General features: G+C 68.7%; 11 protein-coding genes. 1 reads left to right on the top strand and 10 read right to left on the bottom strand.

Translation table 11 applies throughout. The features are described 5' to 3' along the window. The 10 genes from RHOOR87_RS20895 to RHOOR87_RS0114855 all read right to left on the bottom strand — a co-directional run. A partial coding sequence (locus RHOOR87_RS20895) for a DUF4372 domain-containing protein (RefSeq protein ID WP_155950960.1) occupies window positions 1–119 on the bottom strand: 119 nt, incomplete at its 3' end. Between the two features lie 198 nt (window positions 120–317). Beyond that, the gene (locus RHOOR87_RS0114895; protein WP_027485446.1) at window positions 318–1,559 is read right to left on the bottom strand and encodes an FtsX-like permease family protein; all 1,242 of its coding nucleotides are present in this window, start codon (window positions 1,557–1,559) and stop codon (window positions 318–320) included. Between the two features lie 10 nt (window positions 1,560–1,569). Further along, the gene (locus tag RHOOR87_RS0114890; RefSeq protein WP_027485445.1) at window positions 1,570–2,880 is read right to left on the bottom strand and encodes an FtsX-like permease family protein; all 1,311 of its coding nucleotides are present in this window, start codon (window positions 2,878–2,880) and stop codon (window positions 1,570–1,572) included. A 103-nt stretch (window positions 2,881–2,983) separates the two neighbouring features. Then, complete coding sequence (locus RHOOR87_RS0114885; RefSeq protein WP_007507132.1) at window positions 2,984–3,700, bottom strand: ABC transporter ATP-binding protein; 717 nt, start codon at window positions 3,698–3,700, stop codon at window positions 2,984–2,986. Window positions 3,701–3,875: 175 nt separating this feature from the next. After that, window positions 3,876–5,147 (bottom strand): efflux RND transporter periplasmic adaptor subunit, encoded by a 1,272-nt coding sequence (locus RHOOR87_RS0114880; RefSeq protein ID WP_027485444.1) that lies wholly within the window; start codon window positions 5,145–5,147, stop codon window positions 3,876–3,878. A 268-nt stretch (window positions 5,148–5,415) separates the two neighbouring features. Further along, a complete protein-coding gene (locus RHOOR87_RS0114875) occupies window positions 5,416–7,905 on the bottom strand; it encodes a TonB-dependent receptor (RefSeq protein ID WP_193385323.1) in 2,490 nt (829 codons plus the stop codon). Between the two features lie 29 nt (window positions 7,906–7,934). Then, window positions 7,935–9,974: a tetratricopeptide repeat-containing sulfotransferase family protein gene (locus tag RHOOR87_RS0114870; RefSeq protein WP_027485443.1), complete on the bottom strand. Its 2,040-nt coding sequence runs from the start codon at window positions 9,972–9,974 to the stop codon at window positions 7,935–7,937. Window positions 9,975–10,074: 100 nt separating this feature from the next. Next, window positions 10,075–11,472: a M20/M25/M40 family metallo-hydrolase gene (locus RHOOR87_RS0114865; protein ID WP_027485442.1), complete on the bottom strand. Its 1,398-nt coding sequence runs from the start codon at window positions 11,470–11,472 to the stop codon at window positions 10,075–10,077. Then, window positions 11,469–12,671 carry a 3-oxoadipyl-CoA thiolase gene (pcaF, locus tag RHOOR87_RS0114860; RefSeq protein WP_015446959.1) on the bottom strand — a complete coding sequence of 401 codons (1,203 nt, stop codon included), beginning with the start codon at window positions 12,669–12,671 and terminating at the stop codon, window positions 11,469–11,471. The genes RHOOR87_RS0114865 and pcaF overlap by 4 nt, the downstream gene beginning before the upstream one ends. Beyond that, complete coding sequence (locus RHOOR87_RS0114855; RefSeq protein WP_015446958.1) at window positions 12,664–13,482, bottom strand: IclR family transcriptional regulator C-terminal domain-containing protein; 819 nt, start codon at window positions 13,480–13,482, stop codon at window positions 12,664–12,666. Before RHOOR87_RS0114855 ends, pcaF begins: the two co-directional genes overlap by 8 nt. 101 nt (window positions 13,483–13,583) lie before the next feature. Here RHOOR87_RS0114855 and RHOOR87_RS0114850 point away from each other — a divergent pair, with 101 nt between their 5' ends. Then, window positions 13,584–14,903, top strand: a complete 1,320-nt coding sequence (locus tag RHOOR87_RS0114850) for an aminotransferase class III-fold pyridoxal phosphate-dependent enzyme (RefSeq protein WP_015446957.1) — start codon at window positions 13,584–13,586, stop codon at window positions 14,901–14,903. The last annotated feature ends 5 nt before the right edge of the window (window positions 14,904–14,908 follow it).

Here is a 14,908-nt window from a genome sequence, read left to right as displayed (position 1 = left end):
TCGAGGCAGCCAAAGCGTTTCACGTAGCGATCGCCGTCGTACTTCGCGACGAGGCGTCGGAAAGTATGCATAGGCAGATGCCGCATGAGCTGCGTGAACACAAACTGGCCTTCGTGCATGGCGACGCCCTCCCCGTGAGGTCGTCCAGGTTGAGGCCTGCATGGTTGAAATCGCTAACACCCCGGAGCTGTCATTTTTTATCGCATGATCAATCGTTTACTGAGATCGCCGAGCAATTTCCCCGGACAGTACTGGTCAAGATCAAAAGCACCCCTCCCCAGCCCTCCCCTGCTTTGCAGGGGAGGGAGAAAAGAACGTCACACCGAACGCGTCGCCTCCACCGGCGACACGCGCGAGGCGCGCAGCGCCGGCGCGAGCACCGCCGCCTGGCCGAGCAACAGCAACACCACCACGCCGATGCCCACGTAGGCCATCGACATGTGGCTCATCTCGAAACGGGTCACCGTCCACAGGTTGAAGGCGATCGCCAGCACGGCGCCCAGCAACACGCCGGTCGCACTGATCAGGAAGTTCTCGGTGAGGAAGTAGGCGAGGATGTCGCGCTGCCTGGCGCCCAACGCGCGGCGCACGCCGATCTGCTTGCGCCGCTGGCCGACCCAGAAGCTGGTGAGGCCGACGATGCCCGCGGCGGTGATCGCCAGCAGCACGGCGCAGATGATGCCCATCAGGATCGCCATGCCGCGGTCGCGGTCGTACACCTTGTGGCGGATGGCGGCGTAGTCCTGAACGCCATCCTTGGGGGCGATGATGCGCAGGCGGCTTTGCGCGTACAGCGCCTTGGGCGCCTCGCGCATGGCGTCGGCAAGCCGGCCGGGCTTGGCGCGCACGATGTAGTAGATGCCGCGCGCATCATCCGCCCGCATCGGCCATAGCAGCGCCTGCCCGGCGTAGCCGTTGCTCCAGTGGTCCACGCCCTGCCGGTGCAGCGGATCGACGATGCCGACGATGGTGCTTGGCGTGGCGCCCATCGCGTAGAAGCTCTTGCCCAGCGCATTGCCATTCGGGAACAGGCGGTCGGCCAGCGCCTTGCTCACGATCGCCGTCGGCGGCGTGATGGCCTGCTGGGTGCCCATCACCATCACCTCGTCGGGGCGGAAGTTGCGTCCCGCGACGAGCCTCAGGCCCAGCGCGTCGATGAAGTGTTCGTCGCCGGTGTATACCGCCGCATCCGTGGTCGGCTTGACCTGTTCGGGCGTCATGGTGATGAAGTTGTCCCAGCCGCCGCCCCGCAGCGGGTAACCGCTGGCGGGCGTGGCGTCGCGCACGGCGGGCAGCTGGCGCAGGGCGAGCAGGTCGGCACGCACCTGCACGTCGATGCGCTCGGTTGGCTGGCCGAGGTCGGCCCACATGTTGGCGATGACGAACACGTTGGCCTCGTCCACGCCACTGGTTGCGGACAGGTTGGCCAGTCGCTGGTGGATGATGAACAGCGCGTTGCAGACGATGGCCAGGGTCAGCGCGATCTGCAGCGCGATCAGCAAGGTGCCCGCCTTGTGCCGGCGCAACGCGGTGATGACAGGCCTGATCTGGATATGCATGGCGTTCTCCTCAGCTCGACTTCAACTGCCAGGCGGGTTGCACGTGCGCCGCGCGCCACGCCGGGTAGAACGCCGCCAGTACGGTGGCGAGGATCGCCACGACGAAGGTCAGGCCCACCAGCGAGACGTCGAGCCGCGCCAGCCTGGCGATCTCCGGCTGGAACAGGATGCCCACGCCGGACACGCCCAGCGCGGTGAGCAGCAGGCCGAGCACGCCGCCGGCCAGGCCCACCGTGCCGGCCTCGACCAGGTACTGCGCGTAGATCTCGCCCCGCGTCGCGCCCAGGGCGCGGCGCACGCCGATCTCGCCGGCGCGGCGCATGAACTTCGCCAGCAGCAGGCCGATGGTGTTGACCAGGCAGATCAGGAAGAAGCCCAGCGCCACCGCCAGCGCGATGCGGCTTTCCGGCGGCACCACGTGCTCGTGATCGAGCCACTGCATCACATCGCGCAGGCGCACGTTGGCTGCCCAGTTGAAGCGGCCCGCGCGCTGCTGGTCGGCGGCATGGTTGGCGAGGAAGCTGCGATAGCTGGCGACCTCGGCGGGGCTGTCCAGTTCCACCCACGGCGTGATCCACACGCAGTTGCTCTGCGTGTAGTCAGTCCAGTTGGTGAAGCTGAGCTGGCCGCGGCAACTGTTGCGGCCATTGGTGTACATATGCAGATCCAGCGCACGGTTGAACACCATGTAGATGTCCGGCTCGTCGGCAAAGCCGCTGGTGCTGAACAGGTCGTAGAAACGTGGACGCGGGTTCCAGTGGCTGGCGACGCCCACGATACGGTAATCATGGCCGCCCAGGCCGAGCGTGCGCCCCACGCTGTCGGCGCCACCGAACAGCTTCTGGTTGAGCTCGCTGCTGATGACCACGTCGCTGGCCCGCGCGTCGTCGCCCCGCACGCTCCAGCCGCTGCCGTAGCGGAACGGCACCTCGAACATGCTGAAGAAATCGGCGGTGACAGCGTAGCCGTTGACGTTCAAGGGGAGATCGCGTTGGCCGCCCGGCATCACCGACAGCTGCACCGGATACAGCAGGGTCTGCCGCTTTGCCTGGTGCGCCTGCATCAGCGCGATCGCGTCGGTATAGGCCAACGCTTCCGCCGGCTCGCCGTCGAGATTCTGCTGCGGCCCCCAGCCGTCGACCTGCGGCGTGAACAGCTGCGCGGACTTGCCCGGAATCGGGTTGCCCGACACGGCGCGGAACACCGACCAGGTGATCATCGACGCCGCCACGCCAAAGCCGATCGCCATCACCATCAGCGCGGTCAGCGCCGGATTGCGGCGCAAGCTGAGCAGGCCAAGTTGGAAGTAGTAGGCGAGCATGTTCTGGTTCCGGTGATGCGGGATGCAGGATTCGGAAAAGGTGGCGGTCGCGCGGGTTCGTGCCTCGGCCGGTCACCCGTTCCGAATCCCGGATCCCCGCCACTCAGCCATGGGCTTCTTCGGCGGCATGCACGGTGTGGAAGCGCGGATCCTCGGACAGGTCGACCACCTGGCCGTCGATGATGTGCACGTTGCGCTGGGCGCGCGCGGCCAGTTCCGGGTCGTGCGTGACCATCACGATGGTGGCGCCTTCGCGGTGGATGTCCTCCAGCAGCTCCATCACGCCGCGCGCCATCTGGGTGTCCAGGTTGCCGGTCGGTTCGTCCGCCAGCAGCAGGCGCGGCGAGCCGGCCAGCGCGCGGGCGATCGCCACGCGCTGCTGCTGGCCGCCGGAGAGTTCGGCCGGGTAGTGCCTGGCGCGCGAGGCCAGGCCGACGCGTTCCAGCGAATCCATGATGCGCTGCTTGCGCTCGGCCGCCTTCATGCCGCGGTAGCGCAGCGGCACCTCGATGTTGTCGAACACGTTGAGGTCGGGGATCAGGTTGAACGCCTGGAAGATGAAGCCGATCTTCTCGTTGCGGATCTTCGAGCGCGCGTTGTCGTTGAGGTTGCTCACCTCGATGCCGTCCAGGTGGTACTCGCCGCCCGAGAAGGTTTCCAGCAGGCCAGCGATGGTCAGGAAGGTGGTCTTGCCGGAACCGGACGGGCCGGTGACGGCGACGAACTCGCCTTCCTTCACGTCGATGTTGAAATCGCGCAGCGCGTAGGTCTCCACCACTTCGGTGCGGTAGACCTTGGACAGGTGGGTCATCTTCAGCATGGTTGTTCCTCGGTGGTGGTGATCTTGAGCCCCTCTCCCATCGGCGACCGAAGGAAGTCCCCTTGTGGGAGAGAGGGGTTGGGGAGAGGGTTCGGTTATCGCGAGAAAGTCTGCGCAAGCCCCGTACCCTCATCCGCCCTTCGGGCACCTTCTCCCGGAGGGAGAAGGAAGTTCGTCAATTGCTTATCGCGACCGTGGCCGCGCCCTTGAAGCTGTCGGTACCGGAGATCACGATGCGGTCGCCTTCCTTCAGGCCGTCGAGGATCTCCACCTTGTCGATGCTGGAGGCGCCGACGCGGATCGGAGTTTTCGTGGCGATGCCCTCGCGCACCAGGTAGGCATAGCTGCCGCCGGACTCGTCGACGAACGAGCCACGCTGCACGGTCAGCACGTTGTCGCGCTTGTCCAGCAGCACGCGCACCGACAGCCGCTGGTTCTGTCGCAGCTGCTTCGGCGTGTCGCCCTCGAAGCGCAGCCGCGCGGCAACCTGGCCGTTGACCACTTCCGGCGAGATCGCGCTGACCAGGCCTTTCCAGGTGTGGCCGTTGCCGCTGATCTCGCCGGCCATGCCGATGCCGAGGTCGCGGGCGAAGCTTTCCGGCACCTGCATCTCCACCTGCAGCGCGGACAGGTCGATCACGCTGAGCAGCTGCGCGTCCTTGGCCACGGTGGCGCGTTCGGCGATGAACAACTGGCCGACCTGGCCGTCCACCGGCGATTTCACGCTGAGGTCGTCGACCTGGCGCTGCAGGTCCTTCACCAGCAGCAGCTGGCGCTCGTGCGCGAGCTTCTTCGACTGGATGTCGAAGCTGAGGCTGTCGTTGTCCAGGCCGAGGTTGGCCCTGGCATGCGTGGTGGCGATCCTGGCCTTGTCCAGCGCGTCCTTGGCCTTGTCCACGTCCATGTTGGACACCGCGCCCTTGGCATACGCCTTCTGGTAACGGTCGAGGTTGCGCTCGGCGGTGGTCTGGTCGATGACGGCGTTGTCGTAGGTTTCCTGCAGCGCGGAACGCTGCTTGCGCGCATCGATCTGCGCGCGCCGGTATTCCACTTCCATCGCGTCGGCGTTGCTCTGTTCCTGCGCCAGCTTGTTGGTCAGCTCCGGGCTGACGATGGTGGCCAGCACCTGGCCCACCTTCACCGTGTCGCCGGCGTGCACCTTCAGCGTCACCGCGCCGCCGGAGGTGGCGTACAGGGTGGGGCTGACCGCCGCCACCACCTTGCCCTCGGCGGCGATGTCGCGCACGAACGGGCCGCGCTCGACGGTGGCGAAGGCCAGCCGCGAACTGCTGACCGAGGCGGACGCCGAGAACAGCCGGCCGACGCCAGGCGCCAGCCAGGCCAGCAGCGCCAGCACGAGTACGCCGGCGCCCAGCAGGATCAGCTGGCGCTTGCGGTTGGGTTTGACCTCGACCAGGCGGTCTTGTGCGGAAGTGTCGCGAATCATCGATGCCGTTCCTGACCGCGTACAGCGCGGTTGCACAGCGGTCATTGCAATCCACGTGCCACTCGGCGACGACGCGGCAAGCGATTGTCCTGCAACGGTTTGATGCGCACGGACGGCACCGACGCAGTGTCCGCGGACACCGCACGGACAGCCGAACGAACAGCCGGCGGTCAGCCGCGCCCACCGCCCCGGAAAGGCGAAAGGCCCCGGTTCGCACCGGGGCCTTTCGCGGACATCCATGCGCCGTGCGGGCGGGCAGCTCGCCGGCCTAGAACTCCTGCGTGAAGCGCAAGCCGATGGTGCGCGGCTGGTTGGTGACGGTGTACACCTGCCCGTTGGGATACTGCGCCACCACGCCGTGGGCAGCGCAAACCGCCTCGGCGCACTCGGCGTACTTGTAGAGTTGCGCGCGCTTGTCGAACAGGTTGTTGATGTACATGTCCACCGTCCAGCCGCCCTTGTGGAAGCCGGCGGAGACATCCATGGTCGTGTACGCGGCCAGGTTGCCGGTCAGGCCGTTCTCGAGCAGGCGCAGGTCCGACTTGCGCTCGCCCACATGCACCACCGCACCTTGCAGGTAGGCCTCGTTTTCACCGAGGTCGAAGGTGTAGCGCGCCACCAGGTTGCCCTTGAACTTCGGCGTCACCGGCAACTGGGTGCCCTTCGGCGCCAGCTCCGCACCGGGGCAATCGGTGACCGGCGTGCCGTTGGCGTCGGTGAAGCCGCAATAGGTCGCGGTCAGCTTGGCATCGTAGAAGGCGGCGCCGGCACTGAGTTGCAGGTTGTAGGTGGCGGCCCAATTCAACTCCGTTTCCAGGCCCCGGATGCGCGCCTGGTTGGCGTTCTTGATCTCGGTCAGGCCGTTGGCGCCGAGGATGCTGAACTGGAAGTCCTTCCAGTCCTGCTGGAACACCGAGCCGTTGAACGACAACCGGTTGTCGAGCCAGGTGGTCTTCCAGCCGAACTCGTAGTTGGTCAGGTAGTCCGACTTGTACGGCGGCAGCGAGCCGCGGCGGTTCAGGCCGCCGGGACGATAGCCCTCGGACCGAGTGACATAGACCATCTTGGTCGGCGTGATGTTCCAGGTCAGGTTGACCTTGCCGAGCGAGCCGGTTTCCTTCACGTTCTTGTCGAAGTCCAGGCACGGTGCACCGCGGTACGGCTGTGGCGAGATGCAGCCGGCCACGCCGTAGCTGGAGCCGGGAAAGTAGCCGGCGCTGAAACCGTAGAAGCCGCCCAGGCTGTTGTTGGCGCGGAAGTAGCGCCCGCCGATGGTGCCGGTGAGCGTGTCGGGGATGAAGTCGTAGGACAGTTCGCCGAACACTGCCTCGTCGCGATCGGTGCGCACCTGTTCGGTCAGCCAGATGGTGTTCGGCCAGCCCGGCACGGTGAGCGAGTCCGCGAACCCGTTGATCATGTAGCGCTGTTCGATGTCGTGCACCGAGCGTTCCCAGAACACGCCGCCGACCACGCGCAGGCGGTCTTCCTTCGGCGAGGCCAGGCGCAGCTCGTGGCTGTCCATGGCGTAACGGTCCTTGCCGATGATGTACTGCGACGGATTGATCAGCGCGCCGTTGTTGTCGGAGATGTAGTTGCCGTACGCGTAGGGCAGCTGGTCGTACCAGAACGAATAGTCGCTGTAGTCGTTGTGCTCGACCTGGATCCGCTTGAGGTGCGCATACGCATAGGTCAGGTCGAAGTTGCCGATCTTGCCCTGCAGCGTCAGCGCCGCCTGCCACCAGCGGTCGGAAGTGCGCTCCGGGTAGAAGTGGGTCACGGCGAGGTCGCCGATCGCCGGATCGGTGGCCATGTTGCCGTGCGCCACCGTGTTCTGCCCCATCAACGTCCCGTTGATCGACCAGTCGTCATTCAGGTCGACCTTCAGCGCCGCGCGTGCACCGTCGATGTCGTTGCCGTTGTAGTTCTTCTTGGCCGCGGGCATGCAGACCAGCAGGCTCGACGCCGTGCAGTTCCTGGCGTTGCTGACGGTGATGCCGGATACCGGGAAAGTGCGCGTGCCTTCCTTGTTGTCGATATAGCCGGCGTCATGCTCGTGCCAGCCGACCAGGCGGACCGCCGCGCTCTTCGCGATCGGGATGTTGACCATGCCCTCGACCACGTGCCCGATGCCGCCGTGGGCGACCGAGTCGATGCCGGCGCTGTAGCTGGCGGCGAAGCCGCTGGCGTCGGGCTTGTTGGTGATGATGCGCAAGGCGCCGGACTGCGCGCTGGCGCCGTACAGGGTGCCCTGCGGCCCGGCCAGCACCTCGACGCGGGCGATGTCGTACATGTGGATGTCGAGCGGACCGGTGACCGTGGTGACCGGCTGCTCGTCGAGGTACACGCCGACGCTCGGCCGCGAACCGGAATGGTTGCCGTCACCGCCGCTGGCCACGCCACGCATGTAGATCTCGGAAAAACCCGGGCCTGCGCTCTGGTAGGACACGCTGGGCAGGTACTTCACGTAGTCGTCGAAGTTGGCGATGTGCAGCTGGTCGATCTTCTCCGAGCCCAGCACCTGGATGCTGATCGGCACCTTCTGCAGGTTCTCGGTACGCTTCTGCGCAGTCACGGTCACCGTGCTCAGCGTCGCCACCTTCTGTCCCGCGGCCGGCGCCTGGGCCGGCGGCTGGGTCTGGCCGGCGTCCTGCGCGAACGCCGCCGAGCTCATGGCGAAGCAGATCGCCGCGGCGAGCGGCAGGCGGTTCAAGCTCGTCCGCCGTGTTGGTGCTGGTTGTCTACCCCTAATCCTGTACATTGGCTCCCCTCTCTAAGTGTTGATGACGATCAGTCGGAAACTGCCACATCGGATTCAAATCCCGGCACCTCGGGGTATCGCTGCAACACCTGCCCCAGTGTCGATTCCAAAGGCACCAGCCATGGTGCGTAGTTTTGCCAGTGATCCACCCCTTCGCGGTAGATCGGCCGGCGCACCTGTTCCGAACTCGCGGTGCGTACGGGCCGTTCGTTCTGGAAGAACCGCAGGCACGATTCCTCGAACGGCAGGCCGCAATGGTCGAGCAGGCGCCGAATCTCCCCCTCGGTGTCCTCGACCATGCGTTCGTAGAAGACGCGGTGGATGCGACCAGGCAGCACTGCGTCGAAATGCGCCATCAGCGCGACGTAGTCGCGGTAGTAGCGGCCCAGGTCCTCGAGGCTGTAGCTGAAGCCCTGCCCGCGCGCGAAGTGCTGCTTGAAGCCCGAGAAGCAGCAGGCCAGCGGGTGCCGCCGCGCATCGATGATGGTCGCGTTCGGCAGCATCAGGTGGATCAGCCCGACGTGCATGAAGTTGTTCGGCATCTTGTCGATGAACAACGGCGCGGCGGTCTTGCGCTGGATGCGGGTGTTGTCGAGGTAGCGCTCGCCCAGCTCGCGCAGCGCGCCGGCGTCCAGCGCCGCCAGCGCGTCGTGGTAGGGCATCTCGCCGTCGGCGCCGGCGCGCTCGCGCAGCAGGCGCGTGATCGAGGTGACCTCGGGCAGCTCCATGGTGCCTTCGACCTGGCTGTGGCTGGCCAGGATCTGCTCGATCAGGGTGGAACCGGAGCGCGGCAGGCCGACCACGAAGATCGGGTCGCGCGCCGGGCTGCCGCAACCCGCGCGCGCGGCGAAGAATCCGCGGGTGTAACGCTGGCGGATGTGCCGCACGCGCGCGCTGGTCTCGTCGGCGCTGTAGTGCAGCTGGGCACGGCGGATCGCGTTGCCCTGCGCGTAGTGCCGGAACGAGGGTTCGTACTCGCCGGCGTCCTCCAGCGCCTTGCCGACGGCGAACTCCAGGTGCAGGCGGTCGTCCTCAGCCAGATCGGCGCGCGCCAGCTGGCGGCGCATCGTGGCGAGATCGTCGGCGCCGAAGCGGAAGGTCTTGAGGTTGGCCAGGCTCCACCAGACTTCGCCGAAGGACGGCTCCAGCGCCAGGCTGCGGCGGTAGGCGTCGATCGCACGCCCGGCGTGGCCGGCGGTCTTCAGCGCGTGGCCGTAGCTCATCCACACCTTCGGGTTGTCCGGGTACTGCTCCAGCAGCTCGGCGTAGATGGCAATCGCCGGCTCGTAGTCGCCGACCCGGCACAGCACCACCGCCTTGAGGTTGCGGTAGCCGGGATGGGTCGGCGCCGTCGCCAGCAGGCGCTCGATCTGCGCCAGCGCCTGCTCCGGCCGGTTGCTGCGATGCAGGACCTGGGCGTAGTTCTGGCGCGCGGCATCGAAACCGGGCGCCAGCTCCAGGCAGCGCTCGAGCAGGTGCAGCGCGTCCTCGTTGCGGCCCAGCCGGGCGGCGACCTCGGCGAACATGCGGATCGCCGCCACGTCGGTCGGCGCCTGCTTCAGGTGTTCGCGCAGCAGCGCCTCGACCTCGGGAATGCGGTTCTCGACCAGCGCGACGGCGGCGGCCAGCAGCTGCGGGTCGCTGGTGGAATGGCGCACGTGGTTGGCGTAGGCGGCGTCGGCGGCCTCCTGCTCGCCGGCAGCCATGAGGTGGTCGCCGAGCGCGCGCCAGGCCTGCGGCAGCCCGGGCTTCAGCGCCACCGCGCGGCGCAGCGCGTCGATCGCCTGCTGGCCGCGCCCGTCATGGCCCAGCGCCAGGCCGAGGTCGAGCTGGGCGAGCGCCCAGTTCGGCTGGCTCCGGGCCAGCGGCTCGAGGATCTCGAGCGCGCCTTGCGTATCGCCCTGCCCGATCCGCGCCGCCGCCAGCAACCGCAGCGCGGCGGGGTGGTTCGTGGCCACCTTGAGGATCTCCGCCGCCTGTTCGCCGGCCAGGGCCGGAGCGCTCTGCAGCAGGCGCTCCGCATGGGCCAGCGCCTGCTCCAGCGTGCCGATGGCGGTCGCGTTCGTCATGGCCGGCACGCCGGTGGCGGCACGGCGGCCCGGCCCGCGGCGGCGGGCGGGCAGTGCGGGAAGAGGAATGCGGCGTGTTGCATGAGGAGACAGCGGCTCCTTAAAGCTTCTTTAACAATCTATAGTCAAATTCCAGCGAGCGGTAGTAGGCATCGACCAGGATGCGTTCGTCCTGGCCGTGCGAACGATCGTCGTCGACGTCGTAGGCGATGCCGTTGAAGACATAGGATGGCATCCCCGCCGCGCGCAGGAACACGCTGTCGGAAGCGCCGGCGGACATGTACGGCGTCACCGGCATCGGCCCCCACAGCCCTTGCGCCACCTTGGCGATCCGCGCGAACAGCGCCTCGTCCACCGGACTGGGCGGGCTGGGCTGCGGCGGCGCGACGCGGGCGATCTCGACGCCGGGGTCGGCCACGGCCTGGCGCAGCGCCGCATCCACGCGGTCCGGATCCTCGTCCGGCAGCAGGCGGCAGTTGATCGTGGCCCGCGCGACCTGCGGCAAGGCGTTCTCGGCCTGCCCGCCCTGCAGCAGCGTCGGCACGCAGGTCGTGCGCAACTGCGCGTTGTTGTAGACGGAGGACGCCGCCAGCCGCGCCAGCGCCGCGGGATCGGACGGCGCGCGGGCCACCGCGCGCATGTCGGCGGCGAGCGCGCCCGCATAATCCCTGGCCAGCGTCGCGTAATATCCGCGCGTGGCCGCGTTGCTGCGCAGCGGGAAGCGCAGCGACGCCAGCCGCTCCAGCGCCTGCGCCAGCCGATAGATCGCGTTGTCGGGCGTCGGCAGCGAGCTGTGCCCGCCGGGGTTGCGCACGGTGAGGGTGTAGCTCAGGAAGACTTTTTCCGCGGTCTCCACCGACAGCACCGCCGGCTTGCCGCCGCGGATCTCCGGCCCGCCGCCGTCGACGTTGATCGAGTAGGCGGAACGGATCAGCTCGGGCCGATGCGCGAGCAGCCACTGCACGCCATTGGCGACGCCGTCTTCCTCGCCGGCGGTGAGCGCGAGGATGCAGTCGCCCCTCGGCACGAAGCCTTCGCGGTGAAGCCGAAGCAGCGTCTCGACCAGGCCGGCGCCGGCGCCCTTGATGTCCATGGTGCCGCGACCGTAGAAGTAGCCGTCGCGCTCGGTCAGCGCGAACGGGTCGACGTGCCAGTCCGCGCGCCGCGCTTCCACCACGTCGAGGTGCGCGAGCAGCAGGATCGGCTCGCGCTCGCCGCGGCCGCGCAGGCGCACCACCAGGTTGCGCCGGCGCGGGTCGTCGCCGACCACCTGCACGTCCGCCGGCGCGAAGCCGGCGTCGAGGAAGCGCCGGGCAAGCTTTTCCGCGGCGAGCGTAGTGCCGCCGTGTTCGGAGGTGGTGTCGACGGCAATCAGTTCGGCGAGCAGTTCGCGGCCCAGCGCACGGTCGGCCTGCGGCGCGGTATCGGCGGCGCGGCCGGCCAGCGGCAGCAGCGCCGCCGTGGCGATCAGGGCGGACAGGACGAGGTTCCGGTTCATGGACGCTCCAGTGCCAGGGCCAGCCCCTGGCCGACGCCGACGCACAGGCTGACCAGTGCGCGGTGCTGGCGGTGGCGACGCAGCGCGAACGCCGCGGTCAGCGCCAGGCGCGCGCCGCTGGCGCCGAGCGGGTGGCCGAGCGCGATCGCGCCGCCGTTGGCGTTGACGTGTTCGGCATCGTCGGGCAGGCCGAGCGAGCGCGTGCAGGCGAGCACCTGCGCGGCGAACGCTTCGTTGATCTCGATGCGGTCGAAGTCTGACGCGCCGAGGCCGGTGCGCGCCAGCAGCTTGTGGATCGCCGGCACCGGGCCGATGCCCATCACCCGCGGCGCCACGCCGGCCGCGGCCATGCCGACGATGCGCGCCAGCGGCTGCAGGCCGTATCGCGCGAGCGCCGCCTCCGAGGCCAGCAGCACGGCGGCGGCGCCGTCGTTGAGACCCGACGCATTGCCGGCGGTGATGCTGCTGCCGGCACCGAGCAGCGGCTTGAGCGCGGCCAGCTTCGCCGCCGTGGTGTCGGCGCGCGGATGCTCGTCGACCTGCACGACGAGCGACTCCTTCCCGTGCGGCGCATGCACGGCGGTGATTTCCTCCGCCAGCCAGCCCTGTGCCTGCGCGTGCGCGGTGCGCTGCTGGCTGCGCAGGGCATAGGCATCCTGGCTGTCGCGGTCGATGCCGTGCTCGCGCGCGAGGTTCTCGGCGGTCTGCGTCATCGAGTCGATGCCGTAGCCGGCCTGCATGCGCGGATTGACCAGGCGCCAGCCCAGCGTGGTGTCCTCGAGCTGCTGCCCGCGGGCGTAGGCAACGTCGGCCTTGGCCAGCACGTAGGGCGCGCGCGACATGCTCTCGACGCCGCCGGCGACGACCAGCTCGGCCTCGCCGCAGGCGATCGCGCGCGCGGCCTGGCCGATCGCCTCCAGCCCCGACGCGCACAGCCGGTTGACGGTGACCGCCGGCACGCTTTGCGGCAAGCCGGCCAGCAGCGTCGCCATGCGCGCCACGTTGCGGTTGTCCTCGCCGGCCTGGTTGGCGCAGCCGAGGATCACCTCGTCCAGCGCGGCCCAGTCCAAGGTGGGATGACGCGCCATCAGCGCCGCGATCGGCAGCGCGGCCAGGTCGTCGGCGCGCACGCCGGCCAGCGCGCCGCCGAGGCGGCCGAACGGCGTACGCGTCGCATCGACCAGCCAGGCGCTAGTCATAAGCGCTCCTCATCGCCATGTGCGGCAGCCAGCCCCGGTGCCGGATCGCCTGTTCGATCGCGTGCTGCGCCTCGTGCAGCGCCGGCAACATCTGCTTGACCGCGCGCGCCGGCGCTTCGTCGCTGTACGGCATGCCGATGTTCAGCGCGGCCACCACGCGGCCGTCGCCGGCGCGGATCGGCACCGCGATCGAGCACAGCCCCGGCTCCAGCTCGCGCGAGGTCAGCGCATAACCCTGCTGGCGCACCCGCTGCAGCTCGGCCTTCAGCGCGCTGGCGGTGCGGATCGTCTGCGGCGTGTAGGCACGGAATTTCTGACCACGCAGCCACGCCGCCAGCTCGGCCTCGGGCAGGTCGGCCAGGATCACCCGCCCCATCGAGGCGGCGAACGCGGGCAGCCGCGCACCCACGCCCAGCGCCATGCTCATCACCCGGCGCACCGGCACGCGCAGCACGTAGACGATGTCGCTGCCGTCCAGCACCGCCATCGAGCACGACTCGCCCACCCGCTGCGACAGCTGCTCCAGGCTCTGCTGTGCCAGCTCGGTCAGGTCCAGCGAGGTGAGGTAGCTGTAGCCCAGCTCCAGCACGCGCGGGGTCAGGAAGAAACTCCGCCCGCGGCTGCCGACATAGCCCAGGTGCTGCAGGGTCAGCAGCGAGCGGCGCACCACCGCGCGCGACAGCTGCGTGCGCTCGGCCAATTCGGACAGGCTGGGACTGGCGAGCTCACGGTCGAACGCGCGCAGCACGCGCAGTCCGCGCGCCAGCGACTGTACGTAGTCCGCGCTTTCCTCGAAGGGTGTCGATGCCATGCGCCACGATTTCCATTGACAGGCCGAGCGTAGAAGTTTTCAAATGAGTTCGCAATACGAATTACTGTGCGATTACCGAACAAGCGGACCGGGGATAGCCCGTGGCAAACGAACGCGACAGCGTCCTGCACAGCTGGTGTGTGCAGGCGGCATGGCAGGCGCCGACCGTGGTCGGCGGCCGCGGCGCGTACCTCGAGCTCGAGGACGGCAGGCGCATCCTGGACATGAGCAGCCTGGCCGAATGCAGCAACCTCGGCCATCAGCATCCGGCGGTGGTCGCGGCGATCCGCGAGCAGGCGCAGCAGTTGTGCTTCGTCACCTCGGCGTGGGGTGCGCAGCCGCGGGCGGAGCTGGCCGAGGCGCTGCTGGAGAAGGCCGGCTTCGACGGCGGGCGCGTGTTCTTCACGCTCGCCGGTGCGGATGCCAACGAGAACGCGGTGAAGTTCGCGCGCCAGGCCAGCGGCAAACCGCGCGGCCACATCGTCACGCGCGACCGCTCCTACCACGGCGCCAGCTACGCCTGCATGGCGCTGTCCGGCGACGCGCGCACGCGCTCGCAGGTCGATCCGGAAGCGTTCGGCGTGCTGCACGTGCCGCCGCCGGATACCTACCGCTGCCCGTTCGGCAGCGAGGACGCCCAGGCCTGCGGCGAGCACGCGGTGGCGGCCGTGGCGCAGGCGATCGACCACCAAGGCGCGTCGTCGGTCGCTGCGGTGCTGATGGAACCCAACGCTGGCACCAACGGCATCGTGGCGCCCGACAGCTACTGGCCCGGCCTGCGCGAAGTGACCCGCGAACGCGGGGTGTACCTCATCGCGGACGAAGTGATGAGCGGCTTCGGGCGCTGCGGCGAATGGTTCGCCTGGCAGCGCCATGGCGATGCGGGCAAGCCCGACCTGATGACCCTCGCCAAGGGACTGACCGGCGCGCACCTGCCGCTCGGCGCGGTGGTGTTGTCGGCGCCGGTCGCCGCACGCCTGCAGCACGAGATGCTGTACACCGGCCTGACCTATTGCGGCCACCCGCTGTCGTGCGCCGCCGGCCTGGCCGCGCTGCGTGCCTATGAAGACGAAGACCTGATCGCGCGCTCGCGCATCCTGGGCGGATGGATGCTGGCCGAGCTGCGCGCGCTGCAGGCGCACCACCCGGTGATCGGCGACGTGCGCGGCGGCCACGGACTGTTCGCGGTGGTCGAGCTGGTCGAAAACCGCGACACCCGGGCACCGCTGGCACCCTGGCCGCAGACGCCGCCGGCCTTGAGCGCGCTGGTGGACGCGGCGATGGCCCAGGGCGTGTCGTTCGCCAGCCGCGGCAACCTGCTGCTGCTGGCTCCGCCGCTGGTGATCGAAAACCACGCCCTGGCCGATGCACTGAGCTTGCTCGACCGCCTGCTGGCGCACTTCTTCCCTGCCGTTGCCTGAGGAAT

It is taken from the genome of Rhodanobacter sp. OR87 (assembly GCF_000473345.1).
Lineage (GTDB): Bacteria > Pseudomonadota > Gammaproteobacteria > Xanthomonadales > Rhodanobacteraceae > Rhodanobacter > Rhodanobacter denitrificans.
The sequence above is the reverse complement of the archived record's forward strand: the minus strand, read 5'-3'. Positions and strand labels throughout refer to the sequence as shown.